Genomic DNA, 18727 nt, shown 5'->3' with positions numbered 1-18727 from the left:
TCGGTCAGGCCTCCGTTCCGGTGCTCTCAGCCGGAGCGGCGGGGGCCTCGGCCTTGGGGGCCTCGGCGCCGGCAGCCTGCTGCGGCTTGCGACCACGCCGCTCGCCACCGCGGCCACCACGGGCCGGGCGGTCGGCGCCACCGCGGGCCGGGCGGTTACCCGCACGGGCGGCAGCGTTCTCGGCGCGGACCTCGGCGATGTTCTTGACGTCGCCCTTGTAGATCCAGACCTTCACACCGATGCGGCCGAAGGTCGTCTTGGCCTCGAAGAAGCCGTAGTCCACGTTCGCACGGAGCGTGTGCAGGGGCACACGGCCCTCGCGGTAGAACTCCGAGCGGGACATCTCGGCGCCGCCGAGACGGCCACCGCACTGGATCTTGATGCCCTTGGCGCCGGCCTTCATCGCCGACTGCATGCTCTTGCGCATGGCACGGCGGAAGGAGACGCGGGAGGACAGCTGCTCGGCGACGGCCTGGGCCACCAGCTGAGCGTCCGTCTCCGGGTTCTTGACCTCGAGGATGTTCAGCTGGACCTGCTTGCCGGTCAGCTTCTCCAGGTCACCGCGGATGCGGTCGGCCTCGGCGCCGCGGCGGCCGATGACGATGCCCGGGCGAGCGGTGTGGATGTCCACACGGACGCGGTCACGGGTGCGCTCGATCTCAACCTTCGAGATACCGGCGCGCTCCATGCCGGACGTCATCATCCGACGGATGGCGACGTCTTCCTTGACGTAGTCCTTGTACAGCTTGTCGGCGTACCACCGGGACTTGAAGTCCGTGGTGACACCGAGCCGGAACCCATGCGGGTTAACCTTCTGGCCCATTACCGGGTTCCTTCCTTGCTGCTGACGACCACGGTGATGTGGCTGGTCCGCTTGCGGATCCGGTAGGCACGGCCCTGGGCACGCGGACGGAACCGCTTCAGGGTCGGGCCCTCGTCGACGAAGGCCTCGGAAACGAAGAGGCTGTCGACATCGGTGTGGTCGTAGTTGTGCGCGGCGTTGGCAATGGCGCTGTCGAGCACCTTGCCGACCGGTACCGAGGCTGCCTGCGGAGCGAATCGCAGAACAGCCTGGGCCTCCGTGGCGTCCATGCCACGGATGAGGTCCACCACACGGCGGGCCTTCATGGGCGTGACGCGGATGTACCGCGCCTGGGCCCTGGCTTCCATGGTTGTCCCTTCAGAGTTACTTACGTGTCTGAATGCGATCCGCTACTAGCGGCGCTTCGACTTCCGGTCTTCCTTGACGTGGCCCCGGAAGGTGCGCGTCGGCGAGAACTCGCCGAGCTTGTGGCCGACCATCGACTCGGTGACGAACACCGGGATGTGGGTCTTGCCGTTGTGCACCGCGATCGTGTGGCCGAGCATGGCCGGGACGATCATCGAGCGACGGGACCAGGTCTTGATGACGTTCTTGGTACCGGCTTCGTTCTGGACGTCCACCTTCTTGATCAGGTGGTCGTCGACGAAGGGTCCCTTCTTCAAGCTACGAGGCATCTCAACCCGTCCTTAGCGCTTCTTGTTCGTCTTGCGGCGGCGGACGATGTACTTGTTCGACGCCTTCTTGGGCGAACGAGTACGGCCTTCCTTCTTGCCCCACGGGGACACAGGGTGGCGACCACCGGAGGTCCGGCCCTCACCACCACCGTGCGGGTGGTCAACCGGGTTCATCACGACACCACGGACGGTCGGGCGGACGCCCAGCCACCGCTTACGGCCGGCCTTACCCCAGTTGATGTTGCTCTGCTCGGCGTTGCCGACCTCGCCGACGGTGGCGCGGCAGCGGACGTCGACCAGGCGGATCTCACCGGACGGCATGCGCAGGTGGGCCATGGAGCCCTCCTTCGCGAGCAGCTGCACGGAGGCACCGGCCGAGCGGGCGAACTTGGCGCCGCCGCCCGGACGCAGCTCGATGGCGTGCAGGGTCGTACCGACCGGGATGTTGCGCAGGGCGAGGTTGTTGCCCGGCTTGATGTCGGCCCCGGGACCGTTCTCGACGCGGTCGCCCTGGCTGAGGCCACGCGGCGCGAGGATGTAGCGCTTCTCGCCGTCCGCGTAGTGCAGGAGCGCGATGCGCGCGGTGCGGTTGGGGTCGTACTCGATGTGCGCGACCTTCGCCGGCACGCCGTCCTTGTCGTGACGACGGAAGTCGATCACGCGGTAGGCGCGCTTGTGTCCGCCACCCTGGTGGCGAACGGTCACACGACCGGCGTTGTTACGGCCGCCCTTGCTGTGCAGGGGGCGGACCAGCGACTTCTCCGGCGTGGACCGCGTGACCTCGACGAAGTCGGCAACGCTGGCGCCACGACGGCCCGGCGTAGTCGGCTTGTACTTGCGGATTCCCATTTCTCAGTCCTCGTCCGATATCGGACGATCCGACCCGCTTACGCGGTCGGACCGCCGAAGATGTCGATACGGTCGCCCTCGGCGAGGGTCACGATCGCGCGCTTGGTGCCCGCGCGCTGGCCGAAGCCGGTGCGGGTCCGCTTGCGCTTGCCCTGGCGGTTGATCGTGTTGACCCCGGTGACCTTGACGTCGAAGACCGCCTGGACGGCCTGCTTGATCTGGGTCTTGTTGGCGTTCGGGTCGACGATGAACGTGTACTTGTTCTCGTCGAGGAGCGCGTAGCTCTTCTCGGAGACGACCGGCTTCAGCAGGACGTCACGGGGGTCCGTGTACGACTTGCTCAGCGGGGTCTCGACGGTGTTCTTGCCCTCGGCGGCGTGACGGCGCGCCTTGGCGACGCGCGCGGCCTTGGCGGCCTTGGCCGCCTTCGAGGCGATAGCGGGGTGACGGATAGCCATCAGGCCTCGCTCCCTTCGGTGTCATTGGCCTTCGGGCCGGACACGAAGGACTCGAACGCGGACTGGGTGAAGACCACGTCGTCCGAGACGAGAACGTCGTACGTGTTCAGCTGGCCCGGCTCCAGGATGTGGACCTGGGGCAGGTTGCGGGCGGACAGCCACGCGGCCTCGTCGGCGCGCTCGACGACCAGGAGCAGGTTCTTGCGCTCCGAGATCTTGCCGAACAGCGACTTGGCGGCCTTGGTGCTGGGGGTCTCGCCCTCGATCACGCCGGAGACGACGTGAATGCGGTTGTGACGCGCCCGGTCGGTGAGGGCACCGCGCAGGGCGGCGGCCTTCATCTTCTTCGGGGTCCGCTGCGAGTAGTCACGCGGCACGGGACCGTGCACGACGCCACCACCGGCGAACTGCGGTGCGCGGGTCGAACCCTGGCGGGCGCGACCGGTGCCCTTCTGGCGGTACGGCTTCTTGCCACCACCACGGACTTCACCACGGGTCTTGGTCTTGTGCGTGCCCTGACGGGCAGCGGCCAGCTGCGCGACGACGACCTGGTGGATCAGCGGAACGCTGACCTTGGCGTCGAAGATCTCCGCGGGGAGCTCGACGGAACCGGCCTTCTCGCCCGCCGGCGAAAGGATGTCAACAGTGCTCATCGGTTACCTCAGGCCCCCTTGGCCGCGGTGCGGACCAGGACGAGGCCGCCGTTCGGACCAGGAACCGCGCCCTTGATGAGCAGCAGACCCTTCTCCGCGTCAACGGCGTGGACGGTCAGGTTCTGGGTGGTGACCCGCTCGTTGCCCATGCGACCCGCCATGCGGAGGCCCTTGAACACGCGGCCCGGGGTGGCGCAGCCACCGATGGAACCGGGAGAGCGGTGCTTGCGCTGGGTGCCGTGTCCGGCGCCGAGGCCACGGAAGTTGTGGCGCTTCATGACACCGGCGAAGCCCTTGCCCTTGCTCTTGCCGGTCACGTCGACCTTCACACCGGCCTCGAACACCTCAGCGGTGATCTCCTGGCCGAGCGTGTACTCGGAGGCGTCCGCGGTGCGGATCTCGACGAGGTGACGACGGGGGGTGACGTCGGCCTTGGCGAAGTGGCCCTTGAGGGGCTTGTTCACCTTGCGCGGGTCGATCTCGCCGAAGGCGATCTGGACCGACTCGTAGCCGTCGACGTCGTTCGTACGAACCTGGGTGACGACGTTGGGGCCGGCCTTGACGACGGTGACCGGAACAACACGGTTGTTCTCGTCCCACACCTGCGTCATGCCGAGCTTCTCGCCCAGGATGCCCTTGATCTGCTTAGCCATTCTCAGCCCACCAGCCTCAGAGCTTGATCTCGATGTCGACACCGGCCGGGAGGTCGAGTCGCATCAGAGAGTCAACGGTCTTGGGGGTCGGGTCGAGAATGTCGATCAGGCGCTTGTGCGTGCGCATCTCGAAGTGCTCGCGCGAGTCCTTGTACTTGTGCGGCGACTTGATGACGCAGTACACGTTCTTCTCAGTGGGCAGCGGCACCGGGCCCGCGACCGACGCACCAGTGCGGGTCACCGTCTCGACGATCTTCTTCGCCGAGGAGTCGATGACCTCGTGGTCGTAGGCCTTGAGCCGGATGCGGATCTTCTGTCCCGCCATGGCTACTCAGTAGTCCTGTCTCTCTTACGCTCTGGCACTCGGCGGATTCCTTCTGCTGCCGTCGTTTCTCCGACCCACGCGGTCGGGCGTGTCGCGCTCCCGCTGACATGGATGTCCCTTGTTCGAACATCCCTGCGGGAATGCACACGGCCCTTCCGGAACCGCGGACCGGGGACCTCGGGCCCACCGGGCGCCTGGCCGGTGCCGCGCCCACACTTCCCGGAAGATTCCCGTACGTCCGCCCCAGTGCTGCCCGTGGGCAGTTAGGACGACGAGTACTGTGGGACTCGCTTCCGGTCCTCCCGGCGGGAGGCGCGCAGCATCAACACTCGACCGAGCAACTCGGACAGTCTGCCATATGGGGCGGGGCGGATGCCAATCGGGGCGGAGAGAATACCCCCGAGGTGACGTGGGTCAAACCGGAGCGCCGGTCTCCCCGGCCTCCGCGGTCACCGGAGCTTGTCGACTGCCTCGCTCCGAGCGGAGGCCGCGGTGTCCCGGGAGCCGTACGCCAGTGCGTCCTGCAGCCCGCCGTCGACACCGAGCGCCTTGCCCCAGATGCGGCTCAAGTCCATGCTCTGGGCTTCCAGCTGCGCGAGCGCGTTCGTGGCGTCGGCGCCCTTGAGTAAGCCGACGTCGGGCCGCTCTCGTTGCGGAGGTCGTTCGCGCAGCCAAGCCGAAAACAAAGGAACCCCTGCTCGTGGAGCAGGGGTTCCGCTCGCCGCAACTCGCTAGGGCACCGGACCGGCCGGGGGCCAAGGGGCGGAGCCGGAAGGCGGTGGGCCCCACTGCGGTGGAGGGGCCGACGCGGCGGCGAGGCGGCGGCGGTGGCGGCTGCGCCGCACGCCGGTGACGACGGCGATGGTCACGGCCGCGGCGAACCCGGCGAGCAAGAGCCCGATCCCGGCAGCCATATTGCCGACCGTGGCCCCCACCCGGGGCTTGTCCCCCAGCGCGAACTCGGCCGGCAGCACCGACGACCTGCAGGTGAGCACGTAATCTCCGGTGCTGCCGGGGTGCACCTCGAGGACGCGGTCCCAGGTACGGCTCCCGGCGGTGATGCGGAAGGTGCTGCTCGGCTGGGTCATCGCCCCGGACCGCATCCCCGGGATCCGGCAGACGACGTGGCCCGGCCCCGGCTCGGAGACGTAAATCGCCTTGGTCTTCCCCTGGACGAAGCTGAACGTCCGCGTGTCACCGCTGGAGAAGCTGTGGGCGGTGTCGATCAAGCCCATGGTGTCCTTCACCGTCACCACGATGAACCCGACGCCGGCACCCGCCAGTACCAGCCCCAGCAGCCCGGCCACCAGGTACCAGATACGCCGGGGCCGCAGGTCCTTCGCCGGGATGTTCGGCGGCGGAGGCGGCGGGCCGCCGTACGGGGGTCCCCACGGGTACGGATTCTGTATCGCCACGACGGCGCATCGTACGGCAATCACCGGGCGAGTACGGCGAAGAGGCCCGTACGACCGAAGTCGTACGGGCCTCTTCCAGGTCGGAGACCTCAGGTCAGATGACCCTCAAGCAAGCCGAACTTACTTGATGATCTTGGTGACCTGGCCGGCGCCCACGGTGCGGCCACCCTCGCGGATGGCGAACTTCAGGCCCTCCTCCATGGCGACGGGCTGGATGAGGTCCACCTTCATCTCGGTGTTGTCACCCGGCATGACCATCTCGGTGCCCTCGGGGAGGGTCACCACGCCGGTCACGTCCGTCGTACGGAAGTAGAACTGCGGGCGGTAGTTGTTGAAGAACGGCGTGTGGCGGCCACCCTCGTCCTTGGACAGGATGTAGGCCTGGGCCTCGAACTCGGTGTGCGGGGTGACCGAACCCGGCTTGATGATGACCTGGCCGCGCTCGACGTCCTCGCGCTTGATGCCGCGGAGCAGCAGACCGACGTTCTCACCGGCCTGGCCCTCGTCGAGCAGCTTGCGGAACATCTCGATGCCGGTGACCGTGGTGGAGGTCTTCTCCGGCTTGATGCCGATGATGTCGACGGTCTCGTTGACCTTCAGGACACCACGCTCGATACGGCCGGTGACGACCGTACCGCGACCGGTGATCGTGAAGACGTCCTCGATCGGCATGAGGAACGGCTTGTCGACGTCGCGCTCCGGCTGCGGGATCGACTCGTCGACGGCGGCCATCAGGTTGAGGACGGAGTCCACCCACTCCTTCTCGCCCTCGAGGGCCTTGAGAGCGGAGACCTTGACGACCGGAACGTCGTCGCCCGGGAACTCGTACTCGGAGAGGAGCTCACGGACCTCGAGCTCGACGAGCTCCAGGATCTCCTCGTCGTCCACCATGTCGGCCTTGTTCAGGGCGACGACGATGTACGGAACGCCGACCTGGCGGGCCAGGAGCACGTGCTCCTTGGTCTGCGGCATCGGGCCGTCGGTCGCGGCGACCACGAGGATGGCGCCGTCCATCTGCGCCGCACCCGTGATCATGTTCTTGATGTAGTCCGCGTGACCCGGGCAGTCGACGTGGGCGTAGTGACGCGCCTCGGTCTGGTACTCGACGTGCGCGATGGAGATGGTGATACCGCGCTGACGCTCCTCGGGCGCCTTGTCGATGTTGTCGAACGGGGTGGCCTCGTTCAGGTCCGGGTACGCGTCGTGCAGCACCTTGGTAATGGCGGCCGTGAGGGTCGTCTTACCGTGGTCGATGTGACCGATGGTGCCGATGTTGACGTGCGGCTTAGTCCGCTCGAACTTCGCCTTCGCCACTGGGGTCCTCCTGTGGAGTGGTTCTGTACGCCTTACTTCATCGGCGCCAGGTGATCTTTGCTGTAAAGGCCCGGAACCGGGGGCAAACATCCGGGTTTACGGCTGTTTGCCCCTTGAGGCTCCGGAGTCAAGCCTACGGCGTGTGAACGCGGTGCGTTACTCGCCCTTGGCCTTCGCGATGATCTCCTCGGCGACGTTCCGCGGAACCTCGGCGTAGGAGTCGAACTGCATGGAGTAGCTGGCGCGGCCGGACGTCTTGCTGCGCAGGTCGCCGACGTAACCGAACATCTCCGAAAGGGGCACGAGGCCCTTCACGACGCGGGCACCGGCCCGCTCCTCCATGGCCTGGATCTGGCCACGGCGGGAGTTGATGTCGCCGATGACCTCACCCATGTAGTCCTCGGGCGTGGTGACCTCGACGGCCATCATCGGCTCGAGCAGCACGGGCGAAGCCTTGCGCGCGGCCTCCTTGAAGGCCTGCGAACCGGCGATCTTGAAGGCGAGCTCGGAGGAGTCGACCTCGTGGTAGGCACCGTCGTGCAGGATCACGCGGACACCGGTCATCTCGTAACCGGCGAGGATGCCGAACTGCATGGCCTCCTGCGCACCGGCGTCGACCGAAGGGATGTACTCCTTCGGGATACGACCACCGGTCACCTTGTTCACGAACTCGTACGAGGTGTCGCCACCCTCGAGCGGCTCGATGCCGATCTGCACCTTCGCGAACTGACCGGTACCACCGGTCTGCTTCTTGTGGGTGTAGTCGACGCGCTCGACGGCCTTGCGGATCGTCTCGCGGTAGGCCACCTGCGGCTTGCCGACGTTGGCCTCGACCTTGAACTCACGGCGCATACGGTCGACCAGCACCTCGAGGTGCAGCTCGCCCATACCACCGATGATGGTCTGGCCGGTCTCCTCGTCCGAGTGGACCTGGAAGGACGGGTCCTCCTCGGCCAGGCGCTGGATCGCGACGCCCAGCTTCTCCTGGTCGCCCTTCGACTTGGGCTCGATGGCGACCTGGATGACCGGCGCCGGGAAGTCCATGGACTCCAGGATGACCGGGTTCTTGTCGTCGGACAGCGTCTCACCGGTGGTGGTCTGCTTCAGGCCCATGACGGCGACGATGTCGCCGGCGCCCACCGACTCGATCTCCTCACGCTTGTTGGCGTGCATGCGGTAGATCTTGCCGATGCGCTCCTTCTTGCCCTTGACGGAGTTCAGCACCTGCGTGCCGGACTCCAGGCGGCCCGAGTAGACCCGAACGAAGGTGAGCTTGCCGAGGTGCGGGTCGCTCATGATCTTGAACGCCAGCGCGGACAGCGGCTCGTCGTCGGACGGCTTGCGCTTGACGGTCTCCTCCGGGTTGTTGACCGCGTGGCCCTCGATGGCCTCGATGTCAACCGGGGAAGGCAGGTAGCGCACGACCGCGTCGAGCAGGGGCTGCACGCCCTTGTTCTTGAACGCGGTACCGCAGAACACCGGGGTCACGGTGGTGCCGGTGCCCTTGCCGGAGGCGATGGTGATACGACGGATCGCCGCGTAGAGCTGCTCCTCGGTGGGCTCCTCGCCCTCCAGGTACAGCTCCATCAGCTGCTCGTCGTTCTCGGCGACGGCCTCAAGGAGCTTGCCGCGCCATTCCTCGGCCGCCTCGGTGTGCGTGGCCGGGATGTCGACGACGTCGTACATCTCGCCCTTGGTCGCCTCGGCGGACCACACGAGCGCCTTCATGCGGACCAGGTCCACGACGCCCTTGAAGTCGGCCTCGGCACCGATCGGCAGCTGCATCACGATCGGCTGAGCGCCGAGGCGGTCAGAGATCATGTCGACGCAGCGGTGGAACTCGGCACCGGTCCGGTCCAGCTTGTTGACGAAGCAGATACGCGGAACGCCGTAGCGGTCCGCCTGACGCCACACGGTCTCGGACTGCGGCTCAACGCCGGCGACGCCGTCGAACACCGTCACGGCACCGTCGAGCACGCGCAGGGAGCGCTCCACCTCGACGGTGAAGTCGACGTGGCCCGGGGTGTCGATGATGTTGATGGTGTGGTCGACGTTCTCCAGCGGCCAGTGGCAGGTGGTGGCAGCAGAGGTGATCGTGATGCCACGCTCCTGCTCCTGCTCCATCCAGTCCATGGTGGCAGCGCCGTCGTGGACCTCACCGATCTTGTACGAAACGCCGGTGTAGAACAGGATCCGCTCGGTGGTGGTCGTCTTTCCCGCGTCGATGTGGGCCATGATCCCGATGTTCCGGACCCTGGCCAGGTCAAGTGAAGTGGTAGCCATAAGGCTTCAGTCTTCTCTCGGTCTCGATGTGGGTAGCGACTACCAGCGGTAGTGCGCGAAGGCCTTGTTGGACTCGGCCATCTTGTGGGTGTCCTCGCGCTTCTTCACGGCCGCACCGAGGCCGTTGGAGGCATCGAGAAGCTCGTTGAGGAGACGCTCGGTCATGGTCTTCTCGCGACGGGCGCGGGAGTAACCGACCAGCCAGCGCAGCGCCAGGGTGTTGGCACGGCCGGGCTTGACCTCGACCGGGACCTGGTAGGTGGCGCCACCGACACGGCGGGACTTGACCTCGAGGGTCGGCTTGATGTTCTCAAGAGCGCGCTTGAGCGTGATGACCGGGTCGTTGCCGGTCTTCTCGCGCAGGCCCTCCATGGCGCCGTAGACGATGCGCTCGGCGGTGGAGCGCTTGCCGTTCAGCAGCACCTTGTTGATCAGGGAGGTCACCAGAGGAGAACCGTAGACCGGGTCGATGATGACCGGGCGCTTCGGGGCGGGGCCCTTACGAGGCATTCTTACTTCTCCTTCTTGGCGCCGTAACGGCTGCGAGCCTGCTTGCGGTTCTTGACACCCTGGGTGTCGAGGGAACCGCGGATGATCTTGTAGCGAACACCCGGCAGGTCCTTCACACGGCCGCCGCGCACGAGCACGATGGAGTGCTCCTGCAGGTTGTGTCCCTCACCCGGAATGTAAGCGGTGACCTCGATGCCGCTGGTCAGACGCACACGCGCGACCTTGCGGAGGGCCGAGTTCGGCTTCTTCGGGGTGGTCGTGAACACACGCGTGCAGACGCCGCGACGCTGAGGGGAACCCTCGAGTGCGGGCGTCTTGTTCTTCTCGACCTTGTCCTGCCGGCCCTTGCGGACCAGCTGCTGGATCGTAGGCACTACTTCTCCGGTTTCTGTGTGCCGATGGGTACAGCTAACCTGGAACTTCGCCGACCCACGCGGTCGGGTGTGTCGAATCCGGCGGACTCCCGCCGCAAGGCGAAAAGAGCACAGATTACGGTGGCCGCTCACAGCTCGCCATGCGGTCTGAAGGCACGCACGAGAGCCAGGGCACACCCCAGGCACAAGGTCTGAGCGTACCTACCTCATTCGCTGTGGTCAAAACAAATGGGCCCTGCCTCTATCACGTCGGTCGCGCTGTCAAGCCCCTGCGCCGCGCGACACCCCTGTTGTCGGCGAGTACCGGCAGTCGAAACGGTTGAAACATAGCCGAATCCGGCCACTGACCGTACCGCCGGCCCGGCGCATTCCCGACCCGGGGTGGGGCGGAGCACACCGGCCGCGTCCCGGAGCTCCTGCAGCGCGCCGCGCGGCCCTGGAGCGGCTGGAGACCGCCGCGCGCGCCGGCAGGGGCTCCACTGGACCCCGCGGGCTCCGGCAACGCCCTGGTACGGCTCCCGCGCCCGCCGCGGCGGCTCCGCGCTGCCGGTGTTCGAGCTGGAGCCGCACGCGGCCTTTCGCACCGCCCCGCCGCGCAGCCGGGTGCTGGTGCCGGTCCGGCCCGGCCCCGCGGCAAGCTGTCCCTCGGCGTCCGCACGAGCGGCCGGTGGCGGCTCACCCTGCGGCCGGCCACCGAGATGCACCGCTGGGAGCCGGGCGCGCCGCTCTCCGGGGAGGGCACGGATGTGGTCCTGCGGGACGGGACGTCCCGTCCCTGCGTCACGACCGCCGGCTCACCACCGGCCACGGCCCGTGCCGGAAACGCCGAAGGGCGGCCACCCCACGGGGTGACCGCCCTTCGGCGTCAAACTGCTCGCTTACTGGTTGTACGGACCGTAGTCGTAGTCCTCCAGCGGAACGGCCTGGCCGGAGCCGGTGCCGAACGGCGAGTAGTCGATGTCGTCGTAGCCGACGGCCGAGTACATCGCGGCCTTGGCCTCCTCGGTCGGCTCGACCCGGATGTTGCGGTAGCGGGACAGGCCCGTACCGGCCGGGATGAGCTTACCGATGATGACGTTCTCCTTGAGGCCGATGAGGCTGTCGGACTTGGCGTTGATCGCCGCGTCCGTCAGGACTCGGGTCGTCTCCTGGAAGGAGGCGGCCGACAGCCAGGATTCCGTCGCCAGCGAGGCCTTGGTGATACCCATCAGCTGCGGACGACCGGAGGCCGGGTGACCGCCCTCCTGGACCACACGACGGTTCTCGTGCTCGAAGCGCGAGCGCTCGACCAGCTCGCCGGGCAGCAGCTCGGCGTCGCCGGACTCGATGATCGTCACACGGCGGAGCATCTGCCGGATGATGATCTCGATGTGCTTGTCGTGGATCGACACACCCTGCGAGTTGTAGACCTTCTGGACCTCGCCGACCAGGTGGACCTGGACGGCACGCTGGCCCAGGATGCGCAGCACGTCGTGCGGGTTGGTGGCACCCACGGTGAGCTGCTGGCCCACCTCGACGTGCTCGCCCTCGCTGACCAGGACCTTGGCACGCTTCGAGATCGGGTAGGCCGTCTCGTCGCTGCCGTCGTCCGGGGTGACGACGATCTTCTTGGTCTTCTCGGTCTCCTCGATGCGGACGCGGCCGCTCGCCTCGGAGATCGGGGCGACACCCTTCGGGGTACGGGCCTCGAAGAGCTCGACGACACGCGGCAGACCCTGTGTGATGTCGTCACCGGCCACACCACCGGTGTGGAAGGTACGCATCGTCAGCTGGGTACCGGGCTCACCGATGGACTGGGCGGCGATGATGCCGACCGCCTCACCGATGTCGACCAGCTTGCCGGTGGCGAGCGAGCGGCCGTAGCACATCGCGCAGGTGCCGACGGCGGACTCACAGGTCAGGACCGAGCGGGTCTTGACCTCCTCGACGCCGTGCTTGACCAGCTCGTCGATGAGCACGTCACCGAGGTCGGTACCGGCCGGGGCCAGCACCTTGCCGTCGACGACGATGTCCTCGGCGAGGCAGCGCGCGTACACGGACGTCTCGACGTTGCCCGCCTTGCGCAGCACGCCGTCCGCACCGCGCTCCGCGATGTGGAGCTTGAGGCCACGGTCGGTGCCGCAGTCCTCCTCGCGGATGATGACGTCCTGGGAGACGTCGACCAGACGACGGGTGAGGTAACCCGAGTCGGCGGTACGCAGAGCCGTGTCCGCGAGACCCTTACGGGCACCGTGCGTGGAGATGAAGTACTCCAGCACGGACAGACCCTCACGGAACGACGCCTTGATCGGACGCGGGATCGTCTCGTTCTTCGCGTTCGACACCAGACCACGCATACCGGCAATCTGACGCATCTGCATCATGTTGCCTCGTGCACCCGAGTTCACCATCATGAAGATCGGGTTGGTCTTCGGGAAGTTCTCGTTCATCGCCTCGGCGACCTCGTTGGTCGCCTTGGTCCAGATCGCGATGAGCTCCTGCGTGCGCTCGTCCTTGGTGATCAGACCGCGCTCGTACTGCTTCTGGACCTTCTCGTCCTGGGCCTCGTAGCCCTTGACGATCTCCTTCTTCGCCTCGGGAACGACGACGTCGGAGATGGCGACGGTGACGCCGGAACGGGTGGCCCAGTAGAAGCCGGACGCCTTCAGGTTGTCGAGCGTCGCCGCCACGATGACCTTCGGGTAGCGCTCGGCGAGGTCGTTGACGATCTCGGAGAGCTGCTTCTTGCCGACCTCGTAGTCGACGAACGGGTAGTCCTCGGGCAGCAGCTCGTTGAAGAGCGCACGGCCCAGCGTGGTGTTCAGCCGGAAGCTGTCACCCTGCTGCCACTCCGGCTCGCCCTCCTCGCGCGCCGGCGGGGTCCAGCCGCGCGGCGGGATGGTGCCCACCGGGAAGCGGATGTCCACGCGCGACTGCAGCGAGAGCTCGCCGGCGTCGAACGCCATGATCGCCTCGGCCACGGACGCGAACGAGCGGCCCTCGCCCTTGACGTCACGCATCTCGCCGTCGGTGGTGAGGAAGAACAGACCGAGGACCATGTCCTGGGTCGGCATCGTCACCGGACGGCCGTCGGCCGGCTTGAGGATGTTGTTCGAGGACAGCATCAGGATGCGGGCCTCGGCCTGCGCCTCCGCGGACAGCGGCAGGTGCACGGCCATCTGGTCACCGTCGAAGTCCGCGTTGAACGCGGTGCAGACGAGCGGGTGGATCTGGATGGCCTTGCCCTCGACCAGCTGCGGCTCGAAGGCCTGGATGCCGAGGCGGTGCAGGGTGGGAGCACGGTTCAGCAGGACCGGGTGCTCGGCGATGACCTCTTCGAGGACGTCGTACACGACCGTACGGCCGCGCTCCACCATGCGCTTGGCGCTCTTGATGTTCTGCGCGTGGTTCAGGTCGACCAGGCGCTTCATCACGAACGGCTTGAACAGCTCCAGCGCCATCGCCTTCGGCAGACCGCACTGGTGCAGCTTCAGCTGCGGGCCGACGACGATCACGGAACGCGCCGAGTAGTCGACACGCTTGCCGAGCAGGTTCTGACGGAAGCGGCCCTGCTTGCCCTTCAGCATGTCGCTGAGGGACTTCAGCGGGCGGTTGCCGGGACCGGTCACCGGGCGGCCGCGACGACCGTTGTCGAAGAGGGCGTCAACAGCCTCCTGAAGCATGCGCTTCTCGTTGTTGACGATGATCTCCGGGGCACCGAGGTCCAGGAGCCTCTTCAGACGGTTGTTGCGGTTGATGACACGGCGGTACAGGTCGTTCAGGTCGGAGGTCGCGAAGCGGCCACCGTCCAGCTGCACCATCGGACGCAGGTCCGGCGGGATGACCGGGACGCAGTCCAGGACCATGCCCTTGGGGCTGTTGGACGTCTGCAGGAACGCGGAGACGACCTTCAGGCGCTTGAGGGCACGGGTCTTCTTCTGGCCCTTGCCGGTACGGATGATCTCGCGGAGCTTCTCGGCCTCCTCCTCGAGGTCGAAGGACTCCAGGCGCTTCTGCAGCGCCGCGGCACCCATCGAGCCGTCGAAGTACGTGCCGAAGCGGTCACGCAGCTCGCGGTAGAGCAGCTCGTCGCCCTCGAGGTCCTGGACCTTGAGGTTCTTGAACCGGTTCCACACCTCGTCGAGGCGGTCGATCTCGCGCTGCGCGCGGTCGCGCAGCTGCTTCATCTCGCGCTCGGCACCCTCGCGCACCTTGCGGCGCACGTCGGCCTTGGCGCCCTCGGCCTCCAGCTCGGCCAGGTCGGCCTCGAGCTTCTTGGCGCGGGCCTCCAGGTCGGCGTCGCGCCGGTTCTCGATCTGCTGGCGCTCGACCGAGACATGCGCCTCCAGGGAGGGCAGGTCGCGGGTACGGCGCTCCTCGTCGACGTACGTGATCATGTACGCGGCGAAGTAGATGACCTTCTCGAGGTCCTTGGGAGCCAGGTCGAGCAGGTAGCCCAGACGGCTCGGGACACCCTTGAAGTACCAGATGTGCGTGACGGGCGCGGCCAGCTCGATGTGGCCCATCCGCTCACGGCGCACCTTCGCACGCGTGACCTCGACGCCACAGCGCTCGCAGATGATGCCCTTGAAGCGGACGCGCTTGTACTTGCCGCAGTAGCACTCCCAGTCCCGGGTGGGGCCGAAGATCTTCTCGCAGAAGAGGCCGTCCTTCTCGGGCTTGAGGGTGCGGTAGTTGATGGTCTCGGGCTTCTTGACCTCGCCGTGGCTCCACTGACGGATGTCGTCAGCGGTGGCCAGGCCGATCCGGAGCTCGTCGAAGAAGTTGACGTCGAGCACTATGCGTCAATCCCTCTCAGGGTCGTAAGTCTTTGGTCTGTACGGGGGCCTGGGGGTCGGCGGGGCCCCTGGTGGGTCAGGGGCCCCGCCGGACTCCCGTCAGACCTCTTCGACGCTGCTCGGCTCGCGCCGGGACAGGTCGATGCCGAGCTCCTCCGCAGCGCGGAAGACGTCCTCGTCGGTGTCACGCATCTCGATGGACATACCGTCGCTGGACAGCACCTCCACGTTCAGGCAGAGCGACTGCATCTCCTTGATGAGGACCTTGAAGGACTCGGGGATGCCGGGCTCGGGGATGTTCTCGCCCTTGACGATGGCCTCGTAGACCTTCACGCGGCCGGTGACGTCGTCGGACTTGATGGTCAGCAGCTCCTGGAGGGCGTAGGCGGCACCGTAGGCCTCGAGTGCCCACACCTCCATCTCACCGAACCGCTGGCCACCGAACTGGGCCTTACCACCCAGCGGCTGCTGGGTGATCATCGAGTACGGACCGGTCGAGCGGGCGTGCAGCTTGTCGTCGACCAGGTGGTGCAGCTTCAGGATGTACATGTAGCCGACCGAGATCGGGTCCGGGAACGGCTCACCGCTACGGCCGTCGAACAGCCGCGCCTTGCCGGACGGGAGCACCATGCGCTCGCCGTCGCGGTTCGGGATGGTGTGCTGCAGCAGACCCGCCAGCTCGTCCTCGCGGGCACCGTCGAAGACCGGGGTCGCGACGTTGGTGCGCGGGGCGACCTGGTCGGCGCCGATGGCCTGCAGGCGCTGGGCCCACTCGTCCGCGAGGCCGGAGACGTCCCAGCCGCGGCTGGCGAGCCAGCCGAGGTGGATCTCCAGGACCTGTCCCGGGTTCATTCGGGAGGGCACACCCAGCGGGTTGAGGATGATGTCGACCGGGGTGCCGTCCTCCAGGAACGGCATGTCCTCGATCGGCAGGATCTTGGAGATGACACCCTTGTTGCCGTGCCGGCCGGCGAGCTTGTCACCGTCGGTGATCTTGCGCTTCTGCGCGACGTAGACGCGGACCAGCTGGTTCACGCCCGGCGGCAGCTCGTCGCCCTCCTCGCGGTCGAAGACGCGCACACCGATGACCTTGCCGGTCTCGCCGTGCGGCACCTTCAGCGAGGTGTCACGGACCTCACGGGCCTTCTCGCCGAAGATCGCGCGCAGCAGGCGCTCCTCGGGGGTCAGCTCGGTCTCACCCTTCGGGGTGACCTTGCCGACGAGGATGTCACCGGCGATGACCTCGGCACCGATACGGATGATGCCGCGCTCGTCGAGGTCGGCGAGGACCTCCTCGGAGACGTTCGGGATGTCCCGGGTGATCTCCTCGGGGCCGAGCTTGGTGTCACGGGCGTCGACCTCGTGCTCCTCGATGTGGATCGAGGAGAGGACGTCGTCCTGCACGAGGCGCTGCGACAGGATGATCGCGTCCTCGTAGTTGTGACCCTCCCACGGCATGAACGCCACGAGCAGGTTCTTGCCGAGGGCCATCTCGCCGTTCTGGGTGGCCGGGCCGTCGGCCAGCACCTGGCCGGTGACGACGCGGTCGCCCTCGTTGACGATGACCTTCTGGTTGACCGAGGTGCCCTGGTTGGACCGGGAGAACTTGGCCAGGCGGTACGTGATGTACGTGCCGTCGTCGTTGGCGGTGGTGATGTAGTCCGCGGAGACCTCCTGGACCACACCGTCCTTCTCGGCCTTGACCACGTCGCCGGCGTCGACCGCGGAGCGGTACTCCATGCCGGTGCCGACGAGCGGCGCCTCGGACTTAATCAGCGGCACGGCCTGACGCATCATGTTCGCGCCCATGAGGGCACGGTTGGCGTCGTCGTGCTCGAGGAAGGGGATCATGGCGGTCGCGACCGACACCATCTGGCGCGGCGAGACGTCCATGTAGTCCACGTCCTCGGGGCCGACGTAGTCGACCTCGCCGCCACGGCGGCGGACCAGCACGCGGGCCTCGGCGAACCGCATCTCGTCGTTCAGCGGCGCGTTGGCCTGCGCGATGACGAAGCGGTCCTCCTCGTCGGCCGTCAGGTAGTCGACCTCGTCGCTGACCTGGCCGTCGACGACCTTGCGGTACGGCGTCTCGATGAAACCGAACGCGTTGACCCGGCCGTAGGAGGCGAGCGAGCCGATCAGACCGATGTTCGGGCCTTCCGGCGTCTCGATCGGGCACATCCGGCCGTAGTGCGAGGGGTGCACGTCACGGACCTCGAAGCCGGCCCGCTCACGGGAGAGACCACCCGGGCCGAGGGCGTTCAGACGACGCTTGTGCGTCAGCCCCGACAGCGGGTTGTTCTGGTCCATGAACTGGGACAGCTGCGAGGTACCGAAGAACTCCTTGATCGACGCCACGACCGGGCGGATGTTGATCAGGGTCTGCGGCGTGATCGCCTCGACGTCCTGGGTGGTCATGCGCTCGCGCACGACACGCTCCATACGGGCGAGACCCGTACGGACCTGGTTCTGGATCAGCTCGCCGACGCTGCGGATACGGCGGTTGCCGAAGTGGTCGATGTCGTCGGTCTCGACCATGATCGAGCGACCCGACGCGCCGACCGTCTCGGTCTCGCCGGCGTGCAGCTTCACCAGGTACTTGATGGTGGCGATGACGTCCTCGGTGGTGAGCACACCGGCGTCCAGCGGCTCGTCCGCACCGAGCTTCTTGTTGACCTTGTAGCGGCCGACCTTGGCGAGGTCGTAACGCTTCGGGTTGAAGTACAGGTTCTCCAGCAGCGTCTGCGCGGCCTCACGCGTGGGGGGCTCGCCCGGACGCAGCTTGCGGTAGATGTCGAGCAGCGCGTCGTCCTGGCCCTGGGTGTGGTCCTTCTCCAGGGTGGCGCGCATGGACTCGTACTCGCCGAACTCCTCGAGGATCTGCTCGGTCGTCCAGCCGAGCGCCTTCAGCAGTACGGTGACCGACTGCTTGCGCTTGCGGTCGATGCGGACACCGACCATGTCGCGCTTGTCGATCTCCATCTCCAGCCAGGCACCCCGGGACGGGATGATCTTGGCGGAGAAGATGTCCTTGTCGGACGTCTTGTCGATGGTGGAGTCGAAGTAGACACCGGGGGAACGGACCAGCTGAGACACCACGACACGCTCGGTGCCGTTGATGACGAAAGTGCCCTTGTTCGTCATGAGCGGGAAGTCGCCCATGAAGACCGTCTGGGACTTGATCTCACCGGTCTCGTTGTTGGTGAACTCGGCGGTGACGAAGAGCGGGGCGGCGTACGTGAAGTCGCGCTCCTTGCACTCGTCGATGGAGTTCTTCGGCGGCTCGAAGCGGTGGTCCCGGAACGTCAGGGACATCGACCCGGAGAAGTCCTCGATCGGGGAGATCTCCTCGAAGATCTCCTCCAGACCGGACTTGGTGGGGACGTCCTGACCGTTCTCCAGAGCCTCCTCGACCCGACTCTGCCAGGCGGTGTTGCCGAGCAGCCAGTCAAAGCTCTCGGTCTGCAGCGCGAGCAGGTTCGGAACCTCGAGAGGCTCCTTGATCTTTGCAAAGGAGATGCGCAGCGGGGCGGTGCTGGCGCCGTTGTTCATATTCGCGGTCGAGGCATTGCGCGAGGCGGCCAAGAGGGGGTCCTTCCGAGGGCTCGGACTCACTAC

At 66.8% G+C, this 18727-nt stretch carries 16 protein-coding genes; all 16 read right to left on the bottom strand.

Translation table 11 applies throughout. From position 1 onward, the window contains the following. Positions 1-4: 4 nt before the first annotated feature. The 16 genes from rpsC to rpoB all read right to left on the bottom strand — a co-directional run bounded on the left by rpsC (position 5) and on the right by rpoB (position 18694). On the bottom strand, positions 5-823 hold the full coding sequence (gene rpsC, locus ACZ418_RS05140) for a 30S ribosomal protein S3 (RefSeq protein ID WP_055706471.1): 819 nt from the start codon (positions 821-823) through the stop codon (positions 5-7). Continuing rightward, positions 823-1170 carry a 50S ribosomal protein L22 gene (rplV, locus tag ACZ418_RS05135; protein ID WP_351143382.1) on the bottom strand — a complete coding sequence of 116 codons (348 nt, stop codon included), beginning with the start codon at positions 1168-1170 and terminating at the stop codon, positions 823-825. Before rplV ends, rpsC begins: the two co-directional genes overlap by 1 nt. 45 nt (positions 1171-1215) lie before the next feature. Next, positions 1216-1497 (bottom strand): 30S ribosomal protein S19, encoded by a 282-nt coding sequence (rpsS, locus tag ACZ418_RS05130; protein ID WP_009190133.1) that lies wholly within the window; start codon positions 1495-1497, stop codon positions 1216-1218. A 12-nt stretch (positions 1498-1509) separates the two neighbouring features. Further along, entirely contained in the window at positions 1510-2346 is an 837-nt protein-coding gene (rplB, locus tag ACZ418_RS05125; RefSeq protein WP_070026315.1) for a 50S ribosomal protein L2, read from the bottom strand. A gap of 38 nt (positions 2347-2384) precedes the next feature. Next, the gene (rplW, locus tag ACZ418_RS05120; protein WP_103812796.1) at positions 2385-2804 is read right to left on the bottom strand and encodes a 50S ribosomal protein L23; all 420 of its coding nucleotides are present in this window, start codon (positions 2802-2804) and stop codon (positions 2385-2387) included. Next, positions 2804-3457 carry a 50S ribosomal protein L4 gene (gene rplD, locus ACZ418_RS05115; RefSeq protein ID WP_468357160.1) on the bottom strand — a complete coding sequence of 218 codons (654 nt, stop codon included), beginning with the start codon at positions 3455-3457 and terminating at the stop codon, positions 2804-2806. Before rplD ends, rplW begins: the two co-directional genes overlap by 1 nt. Positions 3458-3465: 8 nt before the next feature. After that, positions 3466-4110, bottom strand: coding sequence for a 50S ribosomal protein L3 (rplC, locus tag ACZ418_RS05110; RefSeq protein WP_014674369.1), 645 nt, complete (start codon positions 4108-4110; stop codon positions 3466-3468). A gap of 16 nt (positions 4111-4126) precedes the next feature. Then, positions 4127-4435, bottom strand: coding sequence for a 30S ribosomal protein S10 (rpsJ, locus tag ACZ418_RS05105; protein WP_003948644.1), 309 nt, complete (start codon positions 4433-4435; stop codon positions 4127-4129). A 449-nt stretch (positions 4436-4884) separates the two neighbouring features. Next, positions 4885-5010 (bottom strand): hypothetical protein, encoded by a 126-nt coding sequence (locus ACZ418_RS05100; RefSeq protein WP_468357157.1) that lies wholly within the window; start codon positions 5008-5010, stop codon positions 4885-4887. Between the two features lie 156 nt (positions 5011-5166). Beyond that, positions 5167-5850, bottom strand: a complete 684-nt coding sequence (locus tag ACZ418_RS05095; protein WP_468357154.1) for a serine/arginine repetitive matrix protein 2 — start codon at positions 5848-5850, stop codon at positions 5167-5169. Positions 5851-5970: 120 nt separating this feature from the next. After that, a complete protein-coding gene (gene tuf / locus ACZ418_RS05090) occupies positions 5971-7164 on the bottom strand; it encodes an elongation factor Tu (protein ID WP_468357151.1) in 1194 nt (397 codons plus the stop codon). A 156-nt stretch (positions 7165-7320) separates the two neighbouring features. Then, positions 7321-9447: an elongation factor G gene (gene fusA, locus ACZ418_RS05085; RefSeq protein ID WP_468357148.1), complete on the bottom strand. Its 2127-nt coding sequence runs from the start codon at positions 9445-9447 to the stop codon at positions 7321-7323. 39 nt (positions 9448-9486) lie between these two features. Continuing rightward, positions 9487-9957 carry a 30S ribosomal protein S7 gene (rpsG, locus tag ACZ418_RS05080; RefSeq protein WP_003998848.1) on the bottom strand — a complete coding sequence of 157 codons (471 nt, stop codon included), beginning with the start codon at positions 9955-9957 and terminating at the stop codon, positions 9487-9489. Between the two features lie 2 nt (positions 9958-9959). Beyond that, positions 9960-10331, bottom strand: a complete 372-nt coding sequence (gene rpsL / locus ACZ418_RS05075) for a 30S ribosomal protein S12 (RefSeq protein WP_003948652.1) — start codon at positions 10329-10331, stop codon at positions 9960-9962. A gap of 878 nt (positions 10332-11209) precedes the next feature. Beyond that, the gene (locus ACZ418_RS05070) at positions 11210-15109 is read right to left on the bottom strand and encodes a DNA-directed RNA polymerase subunit beta' (protein ID WP_450982742.1); all 3900 of its coding nucleotides are present in this window, start codon (positions 15107-15109) and stop codon (positions 11210-11212) included. Positions 15110-15208: 99 nt separating this feature from the next. After that, positions 15209-18694, bottom strand: coding sequence for a DNA-directed RNA polymerase subunit beta (rpoB, locus tag ACZ418_RS05065; RefSeq protein ID WP_451552457.1), 3486 nt, complete (start codon positions 18692-18694; stop codon positions 15209-15211). Positions 18695-18727: the final 33 nt, after the last annotated feature.

This window comes from Streptomyces sp. NPDC030820 (assembly GCF_055572075.1).
This window is presented reverse-complemented; position numbering and strand designations above follow the sequence as displayed.